The organism is Mediterraneibacter massiliensis, assembly GCF_001487105.1.
Lineage (GTDB): Bacteria > Bacillota > Clostridia > Lachnospirales > Lachnospiraceae > Mediterraneibacter > Mediterraneibacter massiliensis.
This window is the reverse complement of the sequence record NZ_LN913001.1, coordinates 1,663,554-1,687,304: the sequence shown is the minus strand read 5'-3', so window position 1 is coordinate 1,687,304 and position 23,751 is coordinate 1,663,554. Positions and strand designations below refer to the sequence as shown.

27 protein-coding genes are annotated in these 23,751 nt (G+C 41.8%); 25 read left to right on the top strand and 2 right to left on the bottom strand.

Annotated features, from left to right (window positions below; genetic code table 11):
- The first annotated feature begins 4 nt into the window (after window positions 1-4).
- Genes BN3282_RS12260 through BN3282_RS15110 form a run of 3 tightly spaced genes read left to right on the top strand, consistent with a single transcriptional unit; the run spans window position 5 to window position 1,521 of the window.
- Window positions 5-883, top strand: coding sequence for a DUF2953 domain-containing protein (locus BN3282_RS12260; protein ID WP_117974205.1), 879 nt, complete (start codon window positions 5-7; stop codon window positions 881-883).
- A 37-nt stretch (window positions 884-920) separates the two neighbouring features.
- Entirely contained in the window at window positions 921-1,328 is a 408-nt protein-coding gene (locus tag BN3282_RS12255) for a GerW family sporulation protein (protein ID WP_059069584.1), read from the top strand.
- 55 nt (window positions 1,329-1,383) lie between these two features.
- Window positions 1,384-1,521, top strand: a complete 138-nt coding sequence (locus tag BN3282_RS15110) for a hypothetical protein (RefSeq protein WP_162858245.1) — start codon at window positions 1,384-1,386, stop codon at window positions 1,519-1,521.
- 77 nt (window positions 1,522-1,598) lie between these two features.
- Here BN3282_RS15110 and rpmB read toward each other — a convergent pair whose 3' ends face one another.
- Window positions 1,599-1,784: a 50S ribosomal protein L28 gene (gene rpmB / locus BN3282_RS12250; RefSeq protein ID WP_059069581.1), complete on the bottom strand. Its 186-nt coding sequence runs from the start codon at window positions 1,782-1,784 to the stop codon at window positions 1,599-1,601.
- 174 nt (window positions 1,785-1,958) lie between these two features.
- Here rpmB and BN3282_RS12245 point away from each other — a divergent pair, with 174 nt between their 5' ends.
- The 8 genes from BN3282_RS12245 (at window position 1,959) to BN3282_RS12210 (ending at window position 8,853) form a co-directional block, all read left to right on the top strand.
- Complete coding sequence (locus BN3282_RS12245) at window positions 1,959-2,564, top strand: cytidylate kinase-like family protein (protein ID WP_059069579.1); 606 nt, start codon at window positions 1,959-1,961, stop codon at window positions 2,562-2,564.
- Window positions 2,565-2,659: 95 nt separating this feature from the next.
- Entirely contained in the window at window positions 2,660-3,019 is a 360-nt protein-coding gene (locus BN3282_RS12240; protein ID WP_059070458.1) for an Asp23/Gls24 family envelope stress response protein, read from the top strand.
- 14 nt (window positions 3,020-3,033) lie between these two features.
- Window positions 3,034-4,686, top strand: a complete 1,653-nt coding sequence (locus BN3282_RS12235; protein ID WP_059069577.1) for a DAK2 domain-containing protein — start codon at window positions 3,034-3,036, stop codon at window positions 4,684-4,686.
- A gap of 4 nt (window positions 4,687-4,690) precedes the next feature.
- Entirely contained in the window at window positions 4,691-6,751 is a 2,061-nt protein-coding gene (recG, locus tag BN3282_RS12230; RefSeq protein ID WP_059069575.1) for an ATP-dependent DNA helicase RecG, read from the top strand.
- A gap of 147 nt (window positions 6,752-6,898) precedes the next feature.
- A complete protein-coding gene (locus tag BN3282_RS12225) occupies window positions 6,899-7,105 on the top strand; it encodes an alpha/beta-type small acid-soluble spore protein (protein WP_059069574.1) in 207 nt (68 codons plus the stop codon).
- Between the two features lie 101 nt (window positions 7,106-7,206).
- Window positions 7,207-7,776: a 16S rRNA (guanine(966)-N(2))-methyltransferase RsmD gene (gene rsmD, locus BN3282_RS12220; protein WP_059069572.1), complete on the top strand. Its 570-nt coding sequence runs from the start codon at window positions 7,207-7,209 to the stop codon at window positions 7,774-7,776.
- A complete protein-coding gene (gene coaD, locus BN3282_RS12215; RefSeq protein WP_059069570.1) occupies window positions 7,770-8,270 on the top strand; it encodes a pantetheine-phosphate adenylyltransferase in 501 nt (166 codons plus the stop codon). Before rsmD ends, coaD begins: the two co-directional genes overlap by 7 nt.
- On the top strand, window positions 8,263-8,853 hold the full coding sequence (locus BN3282_RS12210) for an ATP synthase subunit B family protein (RefSeq protein ID WP_059069568.1): 591 nt from the start codon (window positions 8,263-8,265) through the stop codon (window positions 8,851-8,853). The genes coaD and BN3282_RS12210 overlap by 8 nt, the downstream gene beginning before the upstream one ends.
- A gap of 3 nt (window positions 8,854-8,856) precedes the next feature.
- Here the strand turns inward: BN3282_RS12210 and BN3282_RS12205 are convergent, their stop codons facing one another.
- The gene (locus BN3282_RS12205; RefSeq protein ID WP_059069566.1) at window positions 8,857-9,801 is read right to left on the bottom strand and encodes a hypothetical protein; all 945 of its coding nucleotides are present in this window, start codon (window positions 9,799-9,801) and stop codon (window positions 8,857-8,859) included.
- Between the two features lie 175 nt (window positions 9,802-9,976).
- Between BN3282_RS12205 and BN3282_RS12200 the strand changes: the two genes are divergently transcribed.
- The 14 genes from BN3282_RS12200 to hisIE all read left to right on the top strand — a co-directional run bounded on the left by BN3282_RS12200 (window position 9,977) and on the right by hisIE (window position 23,707).
- Window positions 9,977-10,816 carry a M23 family metallopeptidase gene (locus tag BN3282_RS12200; RefSeq protein ID WP_059069564.1) on the top strand — a complete coding sequence of 280 codons (840 nt, stop codon included), beginning with the start codon at window positions 9,977-9,979 and terminating at the stop codon, window positions 10,814-10,816.
- A 60-nt stretch (window positions 10,817-10,876) separates the two neighbouring features.
- Window positions 10,877-12,268, top strand: a complete 1,392-nt coding sequence (locus BN3282_RS12195) for an RsmF rRNA methyltransferase first C-terminal domain-containing protein (protein WP_059069562.1) — start codon at window positions 10,877-10,879, stop codon at window positions 12,266-12,268.
- A gap of 30 nt (window positions 12,269-12,298) precedes the next feature.
- The gene (locus tag BN3282_RS12190; protein WP_059069560.1) at window positions 12,299-13,003 is read left to right on the top strand and encodes a pseudouridine synthase; all 705 of its coding nucleotides are present in this window, start codon (window positions 12,299-12,301) and stop codon (window positions 13,001-13,003) included.
- Window positions 12,997-13,668 carry an HAD family hydrolase gene (locus BN3282_RS12185; protein WP_059069558.1) on the top strand — a complete coding sequence of 224 codons (672 nt, stop codon included), beginning with the start codon at window positions 12,997-12,999 and terminating at the stop codon, window positions 13,666-13,668. Before BN3282_RS12190 ends, BN3282_RS12185 begins: the two co-directional genes overlap by 7 nt.
- A gap of 28 nt (window positions 13,669-13,696) precedes the next feature.
- A complete protein-coding gene (locus BN3282_RS12180) occupies window positions 13,697-15,610 on the top strand; it encodes a YgiQ family radical SAM protein (RefSeq protein ID WP_059069556.1) in 1,914 nt (637 codons plus the stop codon).
- Window positions 15,607-16,374 carry an SDR family NAD(P)-dependent oxidoreductase gene (locus BN3282_RS12175; RefSeq protein ID WP_059069554.1) on the top strand — a complete coding sequence of 256 codons (768 nt, stop codon included), beginning with the start codon at window positions 15,607-15,609 and terminating at the stop codon, window positions 16,372-16,374. Before BN3282_RS12180 ends, BN3282_RS12175 begins: the two co-directional genes overlap by 4 nt.
- A 12-nt stretch (window positions 16,375-16,386) precedes the next feature.
- Window positions 16,387-16,965 carry a hypothetical protein gene (locus tag BN3282_RS12170; RefSeq protein ID WP_059069552.1) on the top strand — a complete coding sequence of 193 codons (579 nt, stop codon included), beginning with the start codon at window positions 16,387-16,389 and terminating at the stop codon, window positions 16,963-16,965.
- A gap of 36 nt (window positions 16,966-17,001) precedes the next feature.
- The gene (locus BN3282_RS12165) at window positions 17,002-18,024 is read left to right on the top strand and encodes an RluA family pseudouridine synthase (protein WP_059069550.1); all 1,023 of its coding nucleotides are present in this window, start codon (window positions 17,002-17,004) and stop codon (window positions 18,022-18,024) included.
- Complete coding sequence (locus tag BN3282_RS12160; RefSeq protein ID WP_059069548.1) at window positions 17,996-18,529, top strand: Holliday junction resolvase RecU; 534 nt, start codon at window positions 17,996-17,998, stop codon at window positions 18,527-18,529. The genes BN3282_RS12165 and BN3282_RS12160 overlap by 29 nt, the downstream gene beginning before the upstream one ends.
- A 73-nt stretch (window positions 18,530-18,602) precedes the next feature.
- The gene (gene hisZ, locus BN3282_RS12155) at window positions 18,603-19,856 is read left to right on the top strand and encodes an ATP phosphoribosyltransferase regulatory subunit (protein ID WP_059069546.1); all 1,254 of its coding nucleotides are present in this window, start codon (window positions 18,603-18,605) and stop codon (window positions 19,854-19,856) included.
- A gap of 12 nt (window positions 19,857-19,868) precedes the next feature.
- Entirely contained in the window at window positions 19,869-20,531 is a 663-nt protein-coding gene (gene hisG / locus BN3282_RS12150; RefSeq protein WP_059069544.1) for an ATP phosphoribosyltransferase, read from the top strand.
- On the top strand, window positions 20,521-21,825 hold the full coding sequence (gene hisD, locus BN3282_RS12145; RefSeq protein WP_059069542.1) for a histidinol dehydrogenase: 1,305 nt from the start codon (window positions 20,521-20,523) through the stop codon (window positions 21,823-21,825). The genes hisG and hisD overlap by 11 nt, the downstream gene beginning before the upstream one ends.
- Window positions 21,822-22,409, top strand: a complete 588-nt coding sequence (gene hisB / locus BN3282_RS12140; protein WP_059069540.1) for an imidazoleglycerol-phosphate dehydratase HisB — start codon at window positions 21,822-21,824, stop codon at window positions 22,407-22,409. Before hisD ends, hisB begins: the two co-directional genes overlap by 4 nt.
- Window positions 22,410-22,423: 14 nt before the next feature.
- Window positions 22,424-23,707 carry a bifunctional phosphoribosyl-AMP cyclohydrolase/phosphoribosyl-ATP diphosphatase HisIE gene (gene hisIE, locus BN3282_RS12135; RefSeq protein ID WP_059069538.1) on the top strand — a complete coding sequence of 428 codons (1,284 nt, stop codon included), beginning with the start codon at window positions 22,424-22,426 and terminating at the stop codon, window positions 23,705-23,707.
- Window positions 23,708-23,751 lie beyond the last annotated feature (44 nt).

Here is a 23,751-nt window from a genome sequence, read left to right as displayed (position 1 = left end):
ACTGATGATACATATCATTCTGTTTGTGTTAAAAATTTTAGGATGGATCGTTCTTGTAATACTGGGACTTCTTTTGCTTTTGAGCCTGACAGTCTTGTTTGCAGGCTTTCAGTACAGAGGTAAGGCAAAATGTATGGGGGCACTCGATACATTGAGTGTGGGGCTGGAGTTTTCCTGGCTTTTTCATTTGATAAAAGGAAGGTTTTTTTATGAGAATGGTAATATGAAATGGCGGCTGCGTGTGGCATGGAAGACCTTTCCGTCAGACAGGAAAACGAAAGATATGCATAAAACTGTTGCAGAACCAGAATTTGTAAAAACAAAAGAGAAAGAAGAACCGAATCTAAAAGAGAAGGATGTAGAAAAGAAAGATACAGAAGAAAAGGTACATACGGAGTATAAGAAGACAGCAGAAAAGACAGAAAGATATGATGCGTTTAAGGGGAAAAAGCAGAAAAAAGCAAATAAATTAGAATATACATTCCGTAAAATCTGTGATACTATAAAAGCACTGAAAACAAAAAAAGAACATGTCTTGGACTTTATAAGGGAAGAGGTCCATAGAAGTGCTTTCAAAAAAGGAGTAAAAGAGTTAAAGCGTCTGGGAGGCTTTTTAAAGCCGGATGTACTTGAAGCGGATTTGAAGTTCGGCTTTTCTGATCCGGCTGTAACGGGATATACACTTGGCGTGCTCAGTATGATTTATCCTTTTATAGGAGAACATGTACAGTTGGAACCGGATTTTGAAAATAAAATATTAAAAGGACAGGCATTTGTACAAGGCAAGATAAGGGGGATATATCCGGTTATTTTCTTGTGGAATATGCTGTGGAGTAAACAAGTGCGCCAAACGATAGCAGATATAAAAAATTTCCGGTTATAAAATCGAAGAAAAACCATCAATAAGGAGGCGTTTAATAATGGCAGAAGAAACGAATTTTAAGGCAACGGTAGAATCTTTGTTTAAAGGGATGGATGGGGTCATATCATCGAAGACAGTAGTCGGAGACGCGATCCATATCAATGATACGATCATTCTTCCTCTGGTAGATGTATCTTTTGGAATCGGCGCAGGGGCCTTTTCGGGAGACAAGAAGGAAAAAGGAATGGGAGGAATCGGCGGTAAAGTTACACCTAGCGCTGTGATCGTGATCCAAGGGGGAAAGACTAGACTTGTAAATATCAAAAATCAGGATACCATTACAAAAATTTTGGATATGGTGCCGGATGTAGTAGACCGTTTTGCCTCCAGAAAAGAGGATAAGGTCACAGAAGAAGATGTTATGGATATTTTAAGTACAGAAGCAGAGGACGAAAAAAAGGAATAATGGTGCTTTTGCCGTCATAAATATAGAAGTAAGCAATCAGTCGGAAGTGAAAGAGATGAAAAGAGTAATCGGATTTGCATTATTCTGGATGGCTCTGGGAATGTTCTTGATGCTGCTGCTTTCGAATATGGTATGGGGAGTCATTCTTATTCTTGTTTTCCTCATATTGGGATATAAGTTATTTTGCTGTTAAAAAAACTGCCGTCTATAAAAGAAATTATATATTTCCTCTATAGACGGCAATTTTTCATAGCTGTGATATTTTCTGCATTATGCACGTTCTACGCGTCCGGATTTCAGACAAGATGTACATACATACATTCTTTTTGCCCCGCCTTCTGTTTTTACACGAACGGATTTTACATTTGATTTCCACATTTTTGGTGTTTTTCTATGAGAGTGACTTACGTGATTCCCGAAGTGAGCACCCTTTTCACAAATAGCACATTTAGCCATCATTGCACCTCCTAACAATCTGAACTCGTCCATATAGGCTCATAACAATGATATTTTAACAGAAAGAATACATGATTGCAAGCATTTTTTCTATTTTCTCTTTTGCGGTTCACATAATTCTTTTTTCGTGATAAAATCATAGTAAGAAAATCAAGGTAGAAAGCGGGGATCATTATGAAGAAAAGAATTATCACGATAGGAAGACAATATGGCAGCAATGGACGTTCTATTGCACAGAAACTGTCCGATAAACTCGGAATTCATTATTATGACAAGGAATTGATCTACCTTGCCAGTCAAAAAAATGATATTTCCTATGAAGAACTGTTAAAAGTGGATGAAAAGAGAGCGGATCCCTGGCGTTATCCGGTGGAAGACGATATGCAGATGAACCGCCGTTTCCGCTATGAGCCTATGAATGATGTCTTGTTTGAAACAGAAAAAAAAGTGATTTTGGAATTGGCAGAAAAAGAAGATTGTATTATTGTCGGGAGATGTGCAAACTATGTACTAAGAGAAAAAGAAAATGTCCGCAACATCTTTTTCTATGCGCCGTTAGAAGAAAGGATAAAGACGATCATGGAACGTGCTTCTGTAGATGAAAAAGAAGCGGCATACCTGATCAAGAAAATTGACAAGCAGAGACGGTACTATTATAATTCTTATACGGATCGTCGGTGGGAAGATATGGAACAGTATGATATCTGCATGGATACAGTGAAGATGTCAGTAGATTCTATATTAGATATTTTATGTGCAGTTTATGAATCTATATTGTAAATTTGTGGAAGAGATAGTATAATACCCATATCAGCGTCCTATATTTGGGCGCTGTTTGTGAGCGAAATCCATTTTAGAATTGGAGGGAATATATGATGAAGGGAAGCATGAGTACAGAATTGGGAGTGATCACTGTAAATCCAGATGTCATTGCTAAATATGCCGGTTCCATGGCAGTAGAATGTTTCGGGATCGTGGGCATGGCAGCGGTGAATATGAAAGATGGTCTCGTAAGGCTGCTGAAAAAAGAGAGTCTGACCCATGGAATCCAGGTGGAGATTACAGAGGACAACATTCTGACGCTGGATTTTCATGTTATTGTAGCATACGGGGTGAATATCCTGTCTGTTTCTGATAATCTTATGAATAATGTGAAATATAAGGTGGAAGAGTTCACCGGTATGACAGTAGATAAAATAAACATCTTCGTTGAAGGTGTCAGAGTGATTGATTAAGGAGGATACTTATCGTGGGTATTAAAACGATAGATACAAGCATGCTTCAAAAGATGTTTCTTGCCGGCGCGGCAAATTTAGAAGCAAAAAAGGAATTCATTAATGAATTAAATGTCTTTCCGGTTCCGGACGGAGATACAGGAACGAATATGACACTGACGATCATGTCAGCGGCTAAGGAGGTAAGCGCGCTTGAAAAAGCGGATATGAATTCTGTCTCTAAAGCGATCTCTTCTGGCTCTTTGCGGGGAGCAAGAGGAAATTCGGGTGTGATCTTGTCGCAGCTTTTGAGAGGATTTACAAAAGAAATCAGGGAGTGTCAAGAAATTAATGTTCCTATTTTGGCAAAAGCATGCGAGAGAGCTACAATGACTGCCTACAAGGCGGTTATGAAGCCGAAAGAAGGAACGATACTGACTGTAGCAAAGGGGATTGCGCAGAAGGCAGCCGAACTGGCGGAGACAACAGATGATCTGGAAATCTTTCTTCCAGAAGTACTTTCACATGCGAAGGATGTGCTCGCACAGACGCCGGAACTTCTCCCGGTACTGAAAGAAGCAGGCGTTGTAGATTCCGGGGGACAAGGACTTTTAGAAGTGTTAAATGGCGCTTACGACGCTTTTCTTGGAAAAGAGATTGATTATTCTAAAATAGCTTCTGGCAGCGGCGCTAAGATTGTAAAACCGTCCTCTCAGGCGGAAGCAGACATTAAATTTGGTTACTGTACGGAATTTATTATTCTGACAGAAAAAGCTTTTGTGGAAAAGGATGAGACAGAATTCAAGGGATATTTAGAGTCTATTGGAGATTCCATTGTTTGTGTAGCAGACGATGATATCGTAAAGATCCATGTACACACGAACGATCCCGGACTTGCTATCCAGAAGGCGCTTACGTATGGACAGCTTTCACGCATAAAAATTGACAATATGCGGGAAGAGCATCAGGAAAAGCTGATCAGAGACGCGGAAAAAGTCGCGGCACAGCAAAAGAAACAAGAACCACGTAAATCAGTTGGATTTATTGCGGTGTCCATCGGAGACGGCATGAATGATATTTTCCGTGAATTAGGAGTGGATTATATTATCGAAGGCGGACAGACGATGAATCCGAGCACGGAGGATATGCTAACAGCTATCGACAATGTCAATGCAGACCATATTTTTATCCTTCCTAATAATAAAAATATCATTTTAGCGGCGAACCAAGCACAGTCGCTTACAAAAGATAAAGATATCCTTGTGATCCCAACCAAAACGGTTCCGCAGGGCATCACGGCGGTGATCAATTATATGCCGGAGGCAGACGTTGATACAAATATGGAAGTGATGAGCGAGGGGATTGCAAATGTAAAAACAGGACAGATCACTTACGCGGTGAGAGACACGAAGATCGACGATAAAGAGATCCATGAAGGAGATATCATGGGAATCGGAGATGCGGGAATTCTTTCCGTAGGGGAGTCTGTAGAGCAGACTGCAAAAGAAATGCTTGCCCTTTTAGTGGACGATGAATCAGAATTGATCAGTCTGTATTATGGTCAAGACATTTTGGAAGAAGATGCAGTCAGGTTCGCAAAAGAAGTAGAAGAACTTTATCCGGACGTAGATGTGGATATGCATGCAGGAGGACAGCCGATCTACTATTACGTGCTCTCTGTGGAGTAAGCCGATGGATATAAATTCCAGGATTAGCGCTTTAAAGGGTGTAGGAGAAAAGACAGAGAAATTGTTTGCTAAATTAGGTGTCCATACAATACAGGAACTTCTTTCTTTTTACCCACGTAGTTATGAAGTGTATGAAAAGCCGGTGCCGATCAAAGAGGCGGAAGAAGGAAAGACGGTCACGATATCCGGCGTGATCTTTGGCAGAGTGATGACAGGAGGCAGCCGCTCCCTGCAGATCACAACACTCCACGTCAAAGATTTGACGGGAACGATGAAAGTAGTCTGGTTTCGCATGCCATTTTTGAAAAGTACACTGTCAAAAGGTGGAACAGTTACCCTGCGGGGGCGGATCGTAAAGCGAAAAGGGCAGATTCTGATGGAACATCCGGAGCTTTTTTATCCGGCTTGTGATTACGAAAAAAAATTAGATACTCTGCAGCCGGTCTATTCTTTAACTGCGGGTCTTACAAATAATATGATAGGAAAACTTGTGAAACAGGCAATGGGTGTTTTGGATGACAAGTGGGACTTCCTGCCTGAAGAAATCCGCAGAAAATATGAATTGGCCGGTTATGCAGAGGCTGTAAAAGAGATGCATTTTCCTAGAGAAAAGGCATCTTTTTATCATGCCAGGAAGCGGATCGTCTTTGATGAGTTCCTGATATTTATCTTGTCTTTACGACAGGGGAAAAATAGAGAAGATCGGGCTGTAAATTCGTTTTGTTTTAAAAAGTGTCCTGAAATAGACGTTTTTTTGCATTCTCTTCCGTATGAATTGACAAGTGCGCAGAAAAGGGTATGGAAAGAAATATACAAGGATCTGGGGAGCAGACATGTAATGTCTAGATTGGTACAAGGTGATGTAGGGTCAGGAAAAACGATCGTAGCGGTGCTGGGTCTTTTATATGCAGCGCTAAATGGTTATCAGGGGGCACTTATGGCGCCTACGGAAGTTCTTGCTCGTCAACATTATGCAAATATTACCAATATGTTGGAGCAATACGGTTTTTCTGTAACAGCAGAGCTTCTGACGGGTTCTATGAGCGCAAAAGAAAAACGGCTTGCCTACGAGCGTATTGAGAACGGGAAAGCAGCAATCATTATAGGCACGCATGCATTGATACAAGAGAGGGTAATCTATCATGATCTTGCTTTGGTGATAACGGACGAGCAGCACCGGTTTGGAGTAAAGCAAAGAGAAGCATTGGCAGGAAAAGGGCGGCTGCCTCATATTCTTGTTATGAGCGCAACGCCGATCCCGCGTACACTTGCTATCATCCTGTATGGTGACCTGGATATTTCGGTGATCGACGAACTGCCTAAAAACAGGCTTCCCATCAAAAACTGTGTAGTAGATACTAGTTACAGAAATACAGCCTATGCATTTATGAAAAAACAGATAGCATCCGGGCGGCAATGTTATATTATATGTCCTATGGTAGAAGAAAGTGAACATCTTGAAATGGAGAATGTGCTGGATTATGCTGCGGAACTAAGAGATATTATGGGAGCGAATATCCAAATCGGCGTATTGCATGGCAGAATGAAACCGGCAGAAAAAGAGGAAATCATGGAAGCATTCGCAAAAAATGAGATCCAAGTGCTTGTATCTACTACCGTAGTCGAAGTCGGGATCGATGTTCCCAATGCCACCGTGATCATGATCGAAAATGCAGAACGATTTGGACTTGCACAGCTCCATCAGCTGCGAGGCAGGGTAGGACGTGGGAATGAACAGTCCTATTGTATATTTATGAGTGCCTCAAAAACAAAAGAAACAAAAGCACGTTTAGATATATTGAACCATTCTAATGATGGATTTTATATTGCAGGTGAGGATTTAAAACTGCGTGGTCCCGGAGATTTATTTGGAATTCGACAGAGCGGAATGTTGGATTTTAAGGTGGCAGATATTTTTCAGGATGCCAGCCTGCTAAAGCAGGCAAGTGAAGCGGCCGACAGTATTCTGGAGGCCGATCCTTCTCTACATGAAGAAAGTTTGCGCAGGTTAAAAATAGTTCTGCAAAAATATATGTCGGAAGCTATGTTGGAAACAACTCTTTGAAAATTGCAGGAAGTGACAAAAAAGGAAGGAATTTCTAGTGTAAAAGAATAAAACCTCCATATACTATGGTTGTAACTTAAAAAAAGTTACAAATACTTGAGACGTAACGAAACGTTACAAAAAAGTTGCAAAAGGAGGAAAAGTAACATGGCAAATCGTTCATCTAACAGAGCAGCAGTACCGGAAGCCAAAGGCGCGCTGGACAAATTTAAGTATGAGGTAGCAAATGAATTGGGAGTACCACTTACTGACGGATACAACGGAGATCTTACTTCCAAGCAGAATGGTTCCGTTGGCGGTTATATGGTCAAGAAAATGATCGAACAGCAGGAAAAACAGATGGCTGGCAAATAAGTATTTTTTATAGAGGAAAGCACTTAGGAATTGACCTGAGTGCTTTTTTCTGCTAAAATTCACCATAGTTAAAACTCCACAGTGAAAGCGGGAGGTTGCATATGAGAGTGATCGCAGGCAGTGCGAAAAGAGCACAGTTAAAGACTTTGGATGGAATGGATACGAGACCTACAACGGACAGGATCAAAGAGACATTGTTCAATATGATCGCGCCAGGTCTCTATGATTGTATCTTCCTGGATCTGTTCAGCGGCAGCGGCGGCATAGGAATAGAAGCACTAAGCCGGGGAGCAAAAGAAGCTGTCTTTGTGGAACAGAATCCAAAAGCGATGGAGTGTATCAAATATAATTTGAAAACGACCCGTTTGGAAGGCAAAGCGCTGACGCTTACAAAAGATGTTATGACAGCGTTATACCAGTTGGAAGGTGAAAAGACGTTTGATTATATTTTCATGGATCCACCGTATCATCAGGGATTAGAGGAGAAAGTACTTCATTATTTAAAAGATTCTGAACTGGTATATGACGATACACTGCTGATCGTCGAAGCAGCAAAAGAGACCGATTTTTCCTATGTGGAAGAATATGGATACGAGATTATAAAAATAAAAGAATATAAAACTAATAAACACGTTTTTTTAGAACGTGCCGGAAAGGAAGAAGTATGCTAAGAGCAATTTATCCCGGAAGTTTTGATCCGGTTACATATGGACATTTGGATGTCATCCGCAGATCCTGCAAAATCGTGGACGAATTAATTGTCGGTGTATTAAATAATAATGCGAAAATGCCGTTGTTTTCTGTAGAAGAACGTGTTAAAATGTTAAAAGAAGTGACAAAAGACTTGACAAATGTAAAGATTGTTCCTTTTCATGGGTTGTTGATCGACTTTGCCAGAGAAACCGGGGCAGATGTCGTGATCAGGGGATTGAGGGCGATCACAGATTTTGAATATGAGTTACAGATGTCACAGACAAATCACAAGTTGGAACCAAATGTTGAGACGATGTTTCTGACGACCAGTATTGAATATTCTTATTTGAGTTCTACGACAGTGAAGGAGATTGCCGCTTTTGGGGGAGATATCACACAATTTGTGCCGGAAGCGGTGGCTGTTAAATTAAGGGAAAAGATGAACGCAAAAGGAGAGTGTAATAATGAGTAGCCGTATTGAACAGATTATTGAGGAAATCGAAGAATATATTGACAGAGACTGTAAATTCCAGCCATTATCGACAACGAAGATTATTGTAAACAAGGAGCACCTGGATGAGCTTCTGAGAGAACTCCGTATGAAGACACCGGATGAGATTAAGCGTTATCAGAAGATCATCAGTAATCGGGATGCTATCCTGGCGGATGCAAAAGCGAAGGCAGACGCGATGATCGAGGAAGCACAGGTACAGACAACAGAACTTGTCAGTGAACATGAGATCATGCAGCAGGCATATGCACAGGCAAATGAGATTGTGACGCAGGCGACGGCACAGGCGCAGGAGATCATAGACAATGCCACATCTGATGCGAATGCGATCCGGATCGGAGCGATCCAGTATACAGATGATCTGCTTGCAAATGCGGAAAGTATCATCGGACATACACTGGATAGTTATGCAACGAAGTATGATGGTCTGATAAATTCTTTGCAGGAATGTTATGATACAGTGCGTTCCAATCGTGCTGAATTGGAAATACCAGATGAAAATGCACAGGACTATCCGGAACAGAACAGCTTGGAAAATATGTAAAAGTTAAAGTATAGAATTCTTTACTAAGAGATAAATAAATGCCAGTAGACTGGCTGCCAACGAGGCAGCCAGTTTTTCTATGATATAAGGAAGTAAGGGGATCCCGGTTTTCTGTATCATACATTGCGTTTGGGCGACTGAGCAGAAGCCGCCGAATGATGTGAGGGCAAGGATTGCCGGATATTCTATTATAAATGGAAGAGAATATCGGTGCAGCAACAAAATTCCATTTGTAACTTCCAAGGTTGGGAGCGCAAAATCAAAAAGTGGATTTTTCCACGGAAATTCCTGCAGAAGTGTTAGAATAACGGAAAAGAGTATGATATAGCCTCCGACTTTTACAATAGTCTCAAAACTATTCATCATACAGGAATCCAACATAGAAAAATCCAGCTTTTTCTTTTTACAATCTCTTTTCTCGATGTTTTGAAAAGCAGACTGGTCCTTTAAGTAAAAACGACGTGTCACAAAGCTTACGAATATAGGAGCGGTCAGAAGGATCAGAAACGTAGGAAGGGCGAATTCCTCTTTTCCCAGGGTTTTCCATACAATAAAATTAAGGATGAATACAGGACTTGTATTATTACAAAAAGATAAAAGATATTTTCCTTCCGCTTCGGTGATCTTATGTGAAATAACGAGATCGGCTGCCATTTTCGCACCCATCGGATAACCACACAGGAAACCGATAAGCAGTACAAAACTTCCGTTATCTGATACGCGAAAAAGAAAACGTAGAGGACCGGCTATACTCTGGGCAATATAGTGGATACTGTCTGTTAAAAGTAAAAGATTGGTGATAAGAAGAAAGGGAAATAATGTGGGGAAAATAATCTGGAACCATAGCAGAAGGCCTTCGCTTGCACCATTGAAGACTGCTTTTGGAAATGCAAGCATGGCTACAAATGTAAAAATACATAAAATGATCGAAATATATCGTTTTGTCATAGATAGTGCCTTCCTTTCCCGTGTTCATGCCATGCAGGAGGTTCCCCTTTCTGGATTTGGACGTAGGATGCCCCCTTCTCTTGATATATGAAGCAGTATGCTTTTTTATGCTGTATTGCAGATATATTTATAAAAGTCTTGCAAGGAACATATAGTAAAATAAAAAGAGGTTTTTTTGAAAAGAAATCGAGTAAAACGGTATCTGATTTTTAATTTCTGTCTTCTTCTATTTCTATCCACCGCATTTCACAATCTGAGGGAACATGCGGCATTAAGCAGGCTTTCCGAGACAACGGCCGCAACAGAAAAATTTCGTTCTCAGCCGGTTGATACACAGATGCAGAAACAGATACAAAATATGGAAGAGCCAGGAGAAGTCCTGGCGCTGTACTGGCTGGAACAAGACTTTGAGACGAAACAGGCAGCTAAGATGCCGACTGTGGAGACGTTAAAGGATACAAAAGAAAAGTGGGAAAAAGCGAAAGGCTGGGATACATATAATAAAGCATGCAAAGCAATATGGGATGATTTAGAATATTTTCCGATCCCAGAAGCTTCCAACCATTCCCATGTAGCAGTTACATTTGAAAATTCGTGGATGTTTTCACGCAGCTACAAAGGGGAGAGAGGGCATGAGGGGACAGATATCATGCCTACAGTAGACAAACGGGGATACTATCCGGTCATCAGTATGACGGACGGTGTGGTAAGACAGAAAGGCTGGCTGGAACTAGGTGGCTGGCGGCTGGGGATTGAAACGGAAAAAGGTGCCTATTTTTACTATGCGCATATGGATTCCTATGCGGACATTGAGGAGGGAGATATAGTACATGCAGGAGATCTCCTTGGATATATGGGGGATACGGGGTACGGCAAAAAAGAAGGAACAAAAGGAAATTTTCCGGTGCATCTCCATGTAGGAATTTATTTGAATGTAAATGGAAAGGAGATCAGTATCAATCCTTATCCGGCATTGAAGTATTTGGAATCACGTAAGATCTCCTGTGTGTATTAGCGCATGGGTAGTTTTATGGATGGTTTTATGCTATAATCATTCACGTGTGGAGGAAAAAAGATGAATTTACCCAAATTATTTGAAGAAAAGATGCAGACGCTTTTAGGTGCTGACTATGAAAAGTATATACAGTGTTTTGAGGAAGAACGGCATTATGGTCTGCGTGTCAATACAAACAAGATTTCTGTAGAAGACTTTTTGAAAATCGCCCCCTGGCATTTAGAGCCGATCCCCTGGATACATAATGGTTTTTATTATGATGGTGAAGTGGTACAGCCGGCAAAGCATCCGTACTATTTTGCCGGACTCTACTATCTGCAGGAACCAAGCGCAATGACACCGGCGGACAGACTTCCGATCTGCCCGGGAGATAAAGTACTGGATGTCTGTGCGGCTCCGGGAGGGAAAGCTACGGAGTTGGGAGCACGATTAAAAGGGGAAGGACTTTTGGCTGCAAACGATATCAGTTCATCCAGAGCTAAGGGGCTTTTAAAGAACCTGGAACTATTCGGAATCGGGAATCTGCTTATATTAAATGAAGAGCCTGGTAATTTGACAAAAATATTTGCAGAATATTTTGATAAAATACTGATCGATGCGCCTTGTTCCGGAGAAGGGATGTTCCGCAAAGATAAAAAAATGATAAAAGCATGGGAAGAACACGGACCGTCCTACTTTTCTAAAATACAGAAGAATATCATCATGCAGGCGGCTTCCATGCTGCGTCCCGGGGGAATGATGCTGTATTCCACCTGTACGTTTGACCGCAGCGAAAATGAACAGGTGATCGCCTGTCTGTTAGAGCAGTGCCCGGAATTTGAACTATGTGAAATAGACGGATATGACGGTTTTTCTCCAGGTATTCCAAAAGGAGCAGAAGAAGAAAATCTAAATCTTAATAAAACGGTGCGTATTTTCCCGCATCGTATGAAGGGAGAAGGACATTTTCTGGCATTACTCAAGAAAAAAGAGAGGGGTTTTGAAGACGATAAGTCTCAAAAAGGGCATGCACTTTCCGGAAAGCTGCCGGAAGAATTAGAGGAGTTTCTTCAATTGGTGAAACGATCCTTTGACAGAAGCAGATTTGAAATCAATAACGGGAAAGTCTATTATATGCCTACAGGGCTTCCTAAGATGCAAAAGTTGCGATTCCTTCGTACAGGATTGTTCTTGGGAGAAGTAAAGAAGAAACGTTTTGAACCAAGTCAGGCGTTTGCGATGAACTTAAAAAAAGAGGAATATCCGTTTGTTTTAAATTTTCCCTGTACAGACGAACGTGTCATTAAGTATTTAAAAGGAGAGACACTAGATGTTTCCGACCTTGTCCAGGAGAATGATAAAGGCTGGTATCTTGTCTGTGTGGATGGATATTCTCTCGGATTCGGAAAATTATTAAGCGGTATGCTCAAAAACAAATACTTGCCGGGATGGCGCTGGCAGTCATCCAGATAGAGAATAGATACAAGAAAAGGAAAACAGCATATGAAAATAAGACTGGACAAATACCTTGCGGATATGACTGCCGCTGCAAGAAGCGAAGTAAAAAAGCAGATTGCGAAAGGTCTGGTGAAAGTAGACGGTCAGACTGTCCGAAGACCGGAGGCAAAGGTTGATACAAAAGAAAGTATTGTATGTCTGGAGGGAACTCAGATTTCTTATACTTCTTTTGTATATTATATGATGAATAAGCCGTCGGGCGTAGTATCTGCGACACAGGATAAAAGCGAAAAGACAGTACTTTCCCTTATGGAAGCTCCAAGAAAAGATCTGTTCCCAGCCGGCAGGCTGGACAAGGATACGGAAGGACTTCTTTTGCTTACCAACGACGGCGGATTTGCGCATCGCATACTTTCTCCCAAAAAGCATGTAGACAAAATCTATTATGCCAAAATAGAAGGTCCGGTAACAGAGGCAGATGTAGATGTATTTGCAGAGGGAATGGATATTGGAGAAAAAAGGCGAACGTTGCCGGGAAAGCTAAAAATCCTTTTTTCCGGTGAGATTTCAGAAATTGAACTGACCATACAGGAAGGAAAATTCCATCAGGTAAAGCGAATGTTCCAAGCCATTGGAAAAAGAGTGCTGTATTTAAAACGTATACAGATGGGCAATCTGCGATTGGATGAGACATTGAAGCCGGGGGAATACCGGGAATTGACAGAGGAAGAAAAGGAAAAGTTATGTTAAAAAAGAAAAAAGCAGTGATCTTTGATATGGATGGATCTTTGGTAGATTCTATGTGGATCTGGCCGGAAGTGGATAGAAAATACGTACAGAAGTACCACCTTACCTTACCGGAAGATTTTCACAGGGCAATTGAAGGGAAAAGTTATACAGAAACAGCGCTGTATTTCGTAGACACCTTTCCTAACCTGCATAAAACCGTGGAGGAAGTGCAGGCAGAATGGATAGAGATGACAATGGAACTGTATAAGACAAAGGTTCTTTTAAAACCAGGGGCAAAAGAATTTTTGGATAAAATGAAAGAGCGACATATACTTCTCGGGATCGCCACCAGCAATGCGAGAACTCTTGCGGAGGCGGCGCTTAAAGCACTGGATATAGACTGGTATTTTCAGTCAGTCAAGACTTCCTGCGAGGTGCCTTGCGGAAAGCCAAGCCCGGATATCTATTTGCAAGTGGCAAAGGAACTGCAGGTTTCGCCTGAAGCGTGCCTCGTATTTGAAGATATACCAAATGGAATACGAGCCGGAAAGAATGCGGGCATGGAAGTATGTGCAGTGGATGACGCGTTTTCCCGCCCGCTCACAGATGAAAAAAAGGAGCTTGCGGATTATTTCATTCATGACTATTTTGAAATATTCCAGGATACCTATGAAAGATGTTTTTAAAAAGTGGTAAAACACAGGGAGTATAAAGATGAACCGGGAATTTTTGCCGATATGCAGACAGGATATGGAGAAAAGAGGCTGGAAATATGTAGATTTTGTTTATGTCATTGGGGATGCTTATGTCGATCATCCTTCTTTTGGACATGCGATCATCAGCCGGCTTCTGGAAGCACATGGATATAAAGTCGGAATCCTTTCGCAGCCAGATTGGAAAAAGAAAGAGAGTATTATGGAATACGGGAAACCCCGTCTTGCATTTCTTGTATCGGCGGGCAATATGGATTCTATGGTCAACCATTATTCTGTATCTGGAAAAAGACGAAAGAAAGATGCTTATACTCCCGGCGGAGAAATCGGAAAACGGCCAGATTACGCGACGGCTGTGTATGGCAATCTGATCCGGCAGGCATATAAAGACGTGCCGATTATTTTAGGCGGCATAGAAGCGAGCCTGAGGCGGCTCGCTCACTATGATTACTGGTCGGACAGGCTCAGACGTTCCATTTTATTAGATTCCGCCGCAGACATGATCTCTTATGGCATGGGAGAACATTCTATCTTAGAGATCGCAGAAGGATTAGATGCAGGAATTGCGGTACAGGATCTGACTTATATTGATGGGACGGTTGTCAAAGTATCTTCGATAGATGCTGTCTATGACTATGTTGCCCTGCCTTCCTTTGAGAAAATGAAAACAGATAAAAAGCAGTATGCACAGAGTTTCTACACACAGTACTGTAATACGGATCCGTTTACAGGAAAACGTCTTGTGGAAAAGTATAGTGAACATGTATATGTTCTGCAAAATCCTCCCTCCAAACCGCTTACTGAGATGGAAATGGATGATGTGTATGCACTGCCCTATATGCGTACTTTCCATCCATCCTATAAAGAAGCGGGAGGGATTCCAGCGATTGCAGAAGTGAAATTCAGCCTGATCAGCAATCGAGGCTGCTTTGGCGGCTGTAATTTTTGTGCGCTGACTTTCCATCAGGGTAGGATCATACAGACGAGAAGTCATGAATCTCTGCTCACAGAAGCAAAAATACTTACCCAAGAAAAGGAATTTAAGGGTTATATCCATGATGTGGGAGGTCCTACGGCGGATTTCAGACATCCGGCATGTAAAAAACAGCTGCGTGTGGGAACTTGCAAGGACAGGCAGTGTCTGTTTCCTTCTCCTTGTAAAAATTTAGATGCCAGCCATAAAAACTATATACAGTTACTAAAAAAATTAAGAAATATACCAAAAGTGAAAAAAGTATTTATACGTTCCGGTATTCGGTTTGACTATGTACTTGCAGAAAAAGACCAGTCGTTTTTAAAAGAACTGTGTGAGCATCATGTGAGCGGGCAATTAAAAGTAGCCCCGGAACATGTCTCAGATACTGTGCTTCATATGATGGGGAAGCCAAAGAACAGTGTATATCGGGAATTTATAAAAGAATACACAGAAATGAACAAACGATTAAACAAGGAGCAGTATCTTGTCCCTTACTTAATGTCCTCACATCCTGGTTCTTCACTGAAAGAAGCAGTAGAGTTGGCAGAGTACTGTAGGGACTTAGGGTATATGCCGGAACAAGTACAAGATTTTTATCCGACGCCTTCTACGATATCGACTTGTATGTATTATACAGGTTTGGATCCACGAACGATGAAAGAGGTCTATGTTCCGCGTTCTCCTCATGAAAAAGCAATGCAGCGGGCGCTGATACAATACAGAAGGCCAGAAAATTATGAATTGGTTTATGAAGCACTGAAAAAAGCAGGCAGAACTGATCTGATCGGATTTGGTCCGCAGTGTCTGATCGCGCCAAGACGGATAAAGAATAAACAGGATAAAGGAAAGGAACAGCCAAAGGCGGGAAGAAATACGGAATTCAAAAACAGGAGGAAAAAGACGATACGCAATACGCACAGAAAGAAGGGAACTAGATGAAGATCGGGATCATAACAGGCGCCTCTTCCGGTATAGGAAGAGAATTTGCAAGACAAATGGAGTATTTTTATCAAACACTAGATGAAATATGGGTGATCGCCAGACGGAAGGAAAAGCTTCTCGCACTTTCGGCACAGATACGTGTCCCGGTGCGGATTTTTAACGGGGATCTGACAGAAAAAGAAATATATACAGAATTGAGCAATCTTTTGGAAACTGAAAAACCGGATATCCGTATGTTAGTCAATGCAGCCGGTTTCGGAAAGTCTGGAAACGCAGAAGATATACGGCGAAAAGAAGCAGGATGTCAGAGCCGTATGATAGACTTAAACTGCCGTGCATTGACAGAAATGACTTTTGTATGTCTGCCATATATGTCAGCAGGAAGCCGGATCTTAAACATTGCGTCCGCCGCCGCATTTTGTCCGCAGCCCGGATTTGCCGTATATGCGGCGACAAAAGCCTATGTGCTGAGTTTTTCCAGAGCATTGGGAGAAGAAGTAAAAAACAGAAGAATCTATGTTACAGCCGTATGTCCGGGACCGGTAGATACGGAATTTTTTGAAACAGCGGGCAGACCGGAAAGTTTCCTAAAAGAAAAAGTCATGGCAGAAGCGCCGCAGGTGGTACGAAAAGCGCTTTTGGACAGCCACGCCAGGAAATCTTTGTCTATATATGGACTTCCTATGAAGGGAGCGCAGATAGCGGCAAAGGTCTTGCCGCACCGTCTTGTGTTAAAACTAGAACAAATTGGGAGAAAGTAAGGAGTCATACAGATGAAAAGAGTACAAAAAGGTACCCCGGGATTTTTAGATTATAAAAGAAAAGTAGAGATTCTGCGCACCATTATTTACTTTGGGATCGTGCTTTTGATTTTTCTGCTCGGATACAGCCAGACACATACACGGCTGAATATGCTTACAGTAGTAGCCGTGCTTGGCTGTCTGCCTGCTTCTAAAGCACTGGTAGGGGTCATCAGCAGATTTCCATACCATTCGGTCAAGGAAAAGCTGGTAAAAGAGGTGAAAGCTGTCACTACACATCTGACAGTTGGTTATGATATGATTATCACGAGCCGTGAAAAGATCATGCCCATAGACTGCATTGTCATATCCGGGCATACTGTTTTTGGCTATACGCACTACAGTAAAGTAAATGTGCAGGAGGCTTCCAGATATATACGGAGTATCCTGGTTGAAAATCAGTTTTCCAATGCCAATGTAAAAATTTTAAATCAGTATAAGGCTTTCTTGGCACGGGCAGAAGGTCTTAACAATATCGCAGCTGTAGAAAAAAAAGATACAAAGGAAACGGAAGCGCGTATTTTGCACACGATCTTAAATATTTCTATGTAGCGCAAACGACGGAAGAAAAAACGAAATGGGTGGAATATGAAAGAAATTTATATCAGTGAAAAGGAAGCGGGGCAGCGATTGGATAAACTACTTGGAAAGTATCTGAATACTGCTCCGAAGAGTTTCCTGTATAAAATGCTGCGCAAAAAGAACATCACACTGAACGGAAAAAAGGCCGCAGGAAACGAGAAGCTGTGTACGGGGGACAGAATAAAGTTTTTCCTGTCAGAGGAAACCCTTTCGAAATTTTCCAATACACAGATACAATATACGGAGGGGAAATTGAATATCTTATATGAAGACAAAGACGTGCTTTTTATTAATAAGCCAGTCGGCATGCTGTCCCAGAAGGCGAAACCACAGGATGAGTCTCTCGTGGAACATATAGTCACCTATCTGTTGAAGAGTGGACAGCTAAAAGAAGAAGAACTTCTTACTTTTCGCCCCTCCATCTGCAATCGTCTGGACAGAAATACAAGTGGGATCATAGCAGCAGGAAAGACACTTGCTGCTTTGCAGCAGTTAAATGCTGGATTTAAGAAGAGGACTATACAGAAGCAGTATCTTTGTCTTGTAAAGGGACAGATCACTGCATCTGCGCATATACGAGGAGTACTTGTAAAGGACAGGACACATAATAAAGTAACAATCCTGCCTTTTAAAATAGACGAAGCACAGACGGATGTGTACAGAAAAGAAGAAGCTTATATTGAGACAGAATACCAGCCTATTGCTACAGCAGATGATTCTACACTTTTAAAGGTGCATCTGATCACTGGAAAAACTCACCAGATACGTGCGCATCTTGCGAGTATTGGACATCCGTTGATCGGCGATTATAAATACGGAGAATACAGGCTCAATGAACAGTATAAAAAAGAGTTTGGCTGTCAGTCACAGTTACTTCATGCTTATCAGCTTATCATGCCGGAATGTAAAGGAGAACTGCGGCATTTATCGGGAATGAAAATTACAGCGCCTCTTCCCTCTCTTTTTGAGAAGGTGCTGCGTGCAAAAGGAGTGAACACAGATGGCGACATGGAATTCAAGAGGCCTTAGAGGTTCTGCGCTGGAAGACTTTGTCAATAGGACGAATGACCGATATGGGGAACTGGGACTAGCTCTGATACAGAAGATCCCTACGCCGATCACGCCTGTGAAGATAGATAAAGAGCAACGTCATATCACATTGGCATATTTTGATAAGATCAGTACGGTAGACTACATCGGTGCTGTGCAGGGTCTTCCTGTCTGTTTTGATGCAAAAGAATGTCATGCAGATACGTTCCCGCTTCAGAATATACATGAGCATCAGGTTTCTTTTATGGAGAAATTTGAAAGACAAGGCGGCATCTCTTTTCTTCTTCTCTATTTCAGTCATAGAAATGAACTATACTATATGCAGTTCAAAGAGATTTTGAAGTTTTGGAAGCGGGCAAAAGAAGGCGGTCGGAAAAGTTTTCGATATGAAGAATTAGATCCATCCTTTTTTATGGCGTTTAAAAATGGGTATTTCGTACCTTATCTGGATTATATCCAAAAAGATTTGGACAGCAGGGATTGACAGACAGAAAGAAAATTCGTATAATGACAGAAGCAATTTAATGTATTAGCACAGTAAAGTGAGGAGGCGGAACATGGAAGAAAAACTCCATACACCGGAAGGCGTCCGGGATATTTATAATAAAGAATGTAGGATAAAGCTTGCCTTGCAGGAAAAATTACAGGATACACTACACTTATACGGATATCAGGATATACAGACGCCGACATTTGAATATTTCGATGTATTTCGAAAAGAAATCGGTACGATTTCCGTGCAGGAACTTTATAAATTTTTTGATCGGGACGGCAATATCCTGGCGCTTCGTCCGGACATCACACCTTCTGTAGCACGCGTTGCGGCAACGTTGTTTGAGCCGGAGGACTTTCCGATCCGCCTGTGCTACACAGGAAATACATTTATCAATCATTCCAGCTACCAGGGAAGATTAAAGGAAAATACACAACTTGGAGCGGAATTGATCGGATTAGATTCAACTGCCGCAGATGCAGAGATGATCGCTATGGTGATCGATGGCCTGGAAAAGGTTGGTTTAAAAGAATTTCAAGTCAGCGTAGGGCATGTGGATTTTATCCAGAGTCTAATGGAAGCGACAGGTCTTACAAAAGAAAAGAAAGAAGAACTCCATTCCCTGATCGTAAACAGGAACTATTTCGGAGTGGAAGAAGTTTTGGATACATCGCATGTGAAAGGGAGCGTAAAAGAAGCATTCCGCATTCTGCCGGAACTGACAGGAGGACCGGAAATCATGGAGAAAGCGGCAAAGATCGCGCCTTCTGTCAACGCGCGACGGGCAATTGTAAGACTTCTCAAAATCTATAAGCTGCTTGTACTGTACGGAGTCGAAAAGCATATTACCTTTGATCTGAGCATGAGCGGAAGCTATGGATATTATACAGGGATCATATTCCGCGCTTATACGTATGGAACAGGGGATGCTGTCGTAAGGGGAGGGCGCTATGATCATCTTTTAGAAAAATTTGGAAAGAATACACCTTCTATTGGTTTTGCTATTATCATCGATGAATTGATGAGTGCTTTGAACCGACAGAAAATCCCGGTTGAAACAGGACATGTAAATCTGATCGTTTACACGGAAAATACGGAAAAATGGGCGCTTTCTCTGGCTAAGAGTTTCCGCGCAAAAGGAAAATGTATCAGTATGTATAAAAGAGAAGGCGCAGAAGAAAAAGAACATTTTATCCGGTACGGCAGAAGAATGAATGCGGTCAGTATACTATATTTGAGAGAAGATTTAAAGATTGAGATGATCAATTTAAAAACCGGCGAAGAAAAGATAGCAGACGCAGCCAAAAAAGCAGACTAAAAGGAGCGAAAGATGAGATATTTGACATTTGCCCTTACGAAAGGGCGCCTGGCGAGCAAAACGCTGGAAATGCTGGAAAAGCTGGGAATCACTTGTGAAGAGATGAAAGATAAAAATTCCAGGAAGCTGATTTTTGTGAATGAAGAGTTAAAATTAAAATTTTTTCTGGCAAAAGGTCCGGATGTACCTACCTATGTAGAATATGGCGCGGCGGATATCGGAGTTGTGGGAAGAGATACGATCGTGGAGGAAGGAAGGAAAGTCCATGAGGTCTTGGATCTTGGTTTTGGAAAATGCCGTATGTGTGTATGCGGCCACGAAACGGCAAGAGAGCTTTTAAATCGGCATGAGCTGATCCGGGTCGCTACCAAGTATCCGAAAATTGCCAAAGAGTATTTTTACAATAAGAAACACCAGACGGTCGAGATCATCAAAATGCACGGTTCGATCGAGCTTGCGCCTATCGTAGGTTTATCAGAAGTTATTGTCGATATTGTAGAAACGGGATCTACTTTAAGGGAAAACGGACTTGTTGTATTAGAGGAGGTATGTCCTTTATCCGCCCGGATGATCGTGAATCCAGTCAGTATGAGGATGGAAAATGAAAGGATCAAAGAATTGATCCAGAATCTTAGAAAGTTGCTGCAAGAAGGGAATGAGAAAGATGCGCATTGAAAAATTAAATGAAGGTTCTAAGCAGAATCTTTTGGAAGCATTATTAAAAAGAAGCCCCAATAGTTATGGAATGTATGAGGCGAGTGTACAGGAAATCATTCGCGCGGTCAAGGATAAGAAAGACGAGGCGCTTTTTTCCTATACGGAAAGATTCGACGGTTTTTCTTTAAACAAGAACAATATTCTCGTGACAAAGGAAGAAATTGATCAGGCGTATCAGAAAGTAGACGGACAGTTGCTTGAGATCATCCGCAGAGCGATGAAAAACATCAGGGAGTATCATGCAAAACAGATGCAGTACAGCTGGTTTGACAGCAAACCGGATGGCACTATACTCGGTCAGAAGGTAACGGCGATCCAAAAAGCAGGCGTTTATGTTCCGGGGGGAAAGGCAGCTTATCCTTCTTCAGTGTTAATGAACATTCTTCCGGCAAAGGTAGCTGGGGTAGAAAAAATTATCATGGTAACGCCGCCGGATAAAGAAGGGAAGATCGCTCCGACTACCTTAGTAGCGGCAAATGAGGCAGGAGCAGATGAAATTTATAAAGTCGGAGGAGCACAGGCAATCGCAGCTCTTGCTTACGGTACACAGAGTGTGCCGAAAGTAGACAAGATCGTAGGGCCTGGGAATATCTATGTTGCTCTGGCTAAAAAAGCTGTCTACGGACATGTGAGTATCGATTCTATTGCAGGTCCCAGTGAAATTTTAGTACTGGCAGATGAGACAGCGAATCCACGATATGTGGCGGCAGATCTGCTCTCACAGGCAGAACATGACGAACTTGCTTCTGCTATTTTGGTGACTACAAGCCAGGAACTCGCAAAAGAGGTTTCCAGCCAGATAGATCAGTTTATCGCAGAACTATCCAGAGGAGAGATCATAGCAAAGTCTTTAGAAAATTATGGACATATATTGGTAGCGGATACACTGGAGGAGGCAATTGATGCGGCCAATGAAATCGCCTCTGAACATTTGGAGATCATGACTGCGAATCCGTTTGAGGTGATGACAAAGATCCGAAATGCGGGTGCGATTTTTATCGGAGAATATGCAAGCGAGCCGTTGGGAGACTATTTTGCGGGCCCTAATCATGTCCTGCCGACCAATGGAACGGCAAAATTTTTCTCCCCTCTTTCAGTAGATGATTTTTTGAAGAAGTCAAGTATCATCTCTTATTCAAAAGAGGCATTAAGAACCGTACATAAGGATATTGAACAGTTCGCGCAGGCAGAGAGACTGACGGCACACGCAAATTCAGTCAGAGTCCGTTTTGAAAAGGAGGACTGCCAATGAAACGTATCGGAAGATGTACACGGAAGACAAAGGAGACAGATATAACACTTAGTATTTGCCTGGATGGACAGGGTAATACGCGTATCAATACGGGAATCCCGTTCTTTGACCATATGCTGGACGGTTTTGCAAGACACGGTCTGTTTGATCTGGACGTATGCGCACAGGGAGATCTGGATGTAGACAGTCATCATACGATCGAAGATACAGGAATCGTACTTGGGCAGGCGATCGCAGAAGCGCTGGGCGATAAGACAGGTATCAAAAGGTATGGATTTTATATCCTCCCCATGGATGAAACACTTGCCTTAAGTGCGGTAGATCTGTCTGGCCGTCCGTATTTGAAGTATGATGCAAAATTTAATGTTCCGCTTCTTGGAACTATGGATACAGCGATGGTGCGGGAATTTTTCTATGCAGTATCCTACAGTGCGGCAATGAATCTGCACTTGAAAATCCTGGAGAAGGGAAATGATCATCATATGGCAGAAGCATTGTTCAAAGCATTCGGAAAAGCTTTGGATGCTGCTACAATGCCTGAACCCAGGATAAAAGAAGTCTGGTCTACAAAGGGCAGCTTATAAAGGAGAAATGAGAAATGAGCTATAAAAGATTGACTCCCTGCATATTTATAGATGGAGGGAAAGCAGTAACCTGGTTTGACAACAGAACAGTTGTGGCAGCTGATGTCGTTGCCCTGGCAAAGTATTACAGTGAGATGGGGGCAGATGAACTGATCATTTTTGATCTGTCAAATTCAGATGAAGAACATGACGAAGCGATCGATCTGATGAAGAAGATCCACCGTGTTATCAGTATTCCTATGATCGCAGGCGGAAATATCCGCAGGCAGGAGGATGTGAAAAAGATTCTCTATGCAGGCGCAAAACGGGCGATGCTTAATTTTTCAAAGCCGGTTTCTTTAGAGTTGATCGAGGATGTGGCAAAGCGATTTGGCAAAGAACGGATTGCAGTCTCTCTCAATGATTTTGATGCCTTGTTTAAACAGCAGCATCTGATTGAAGAATACAGTACAGAAATCGTATTCATGCATCGACTGGATCTGAATTCTGTTATGAATATAACAGAAATTCCATGTGTTGTAGTGACTGATACAATGGAACAGAGCGAAATCCTCAAGATTTTAAAATGTGATGGTGTAAAAGGCGTGTCGGGGATGTTTATCAGCCAGCGTGAAATGGATTTTAATGCATTCAAGGGAATCTGCGCAAAAGAAGGAATCAAGATGACATCTTTTGAAAGTTTGATGGATTTTTCTGAGTTTAAATTAAATTCCGACGGACTACTTCCTGTTGTTGTACAGGACTTTAAGACGAATGAAGTATTGATGATGGCATATATGGACGAAGAGGCCTTTGAAAATACTGTTAAAACTGGGAGGATGACTTATTACAGCAGAAGCAGGAAATCTCAGTGGGTAAAAGGGGAGACCTCCGGACATTTCCAGTATGTGCGGACTCTTACGATCGATTGTGACAAAGACACCCTTTTGGCGAAAGTGGAACAGATAGGCGCCGCATGTCACACAGGAAACCGTACTTGTTTCTACCAGCCGATTGTAGGAAATGATTATGATGCAAAAAATCCTCTGCAGATATTTGAAAATGTCTATCAAACAATCATGGACAGAAAGGAACATCCAAAAGAAGGTTCTTACACAAATTATCTGTTTGAAAAAGGGCTTGATAAAATATTAAAGAAAGTCGGAGAAGAAGCGACAGAGATCGTTATTGCTGCGAAAAATCCGAATCCTGAAGAAATCAAATATGAGATCTCAGATTTTCTGTACCATGTAATGGTCCTTATGGCAGAAAAAAATGTGACATGGGAAGATATTACGAAAGAACTGGCAGAAAGATAGACGAACATGATTGCTGTCGGCAGGAAACAGCTCTTATCAAGCAA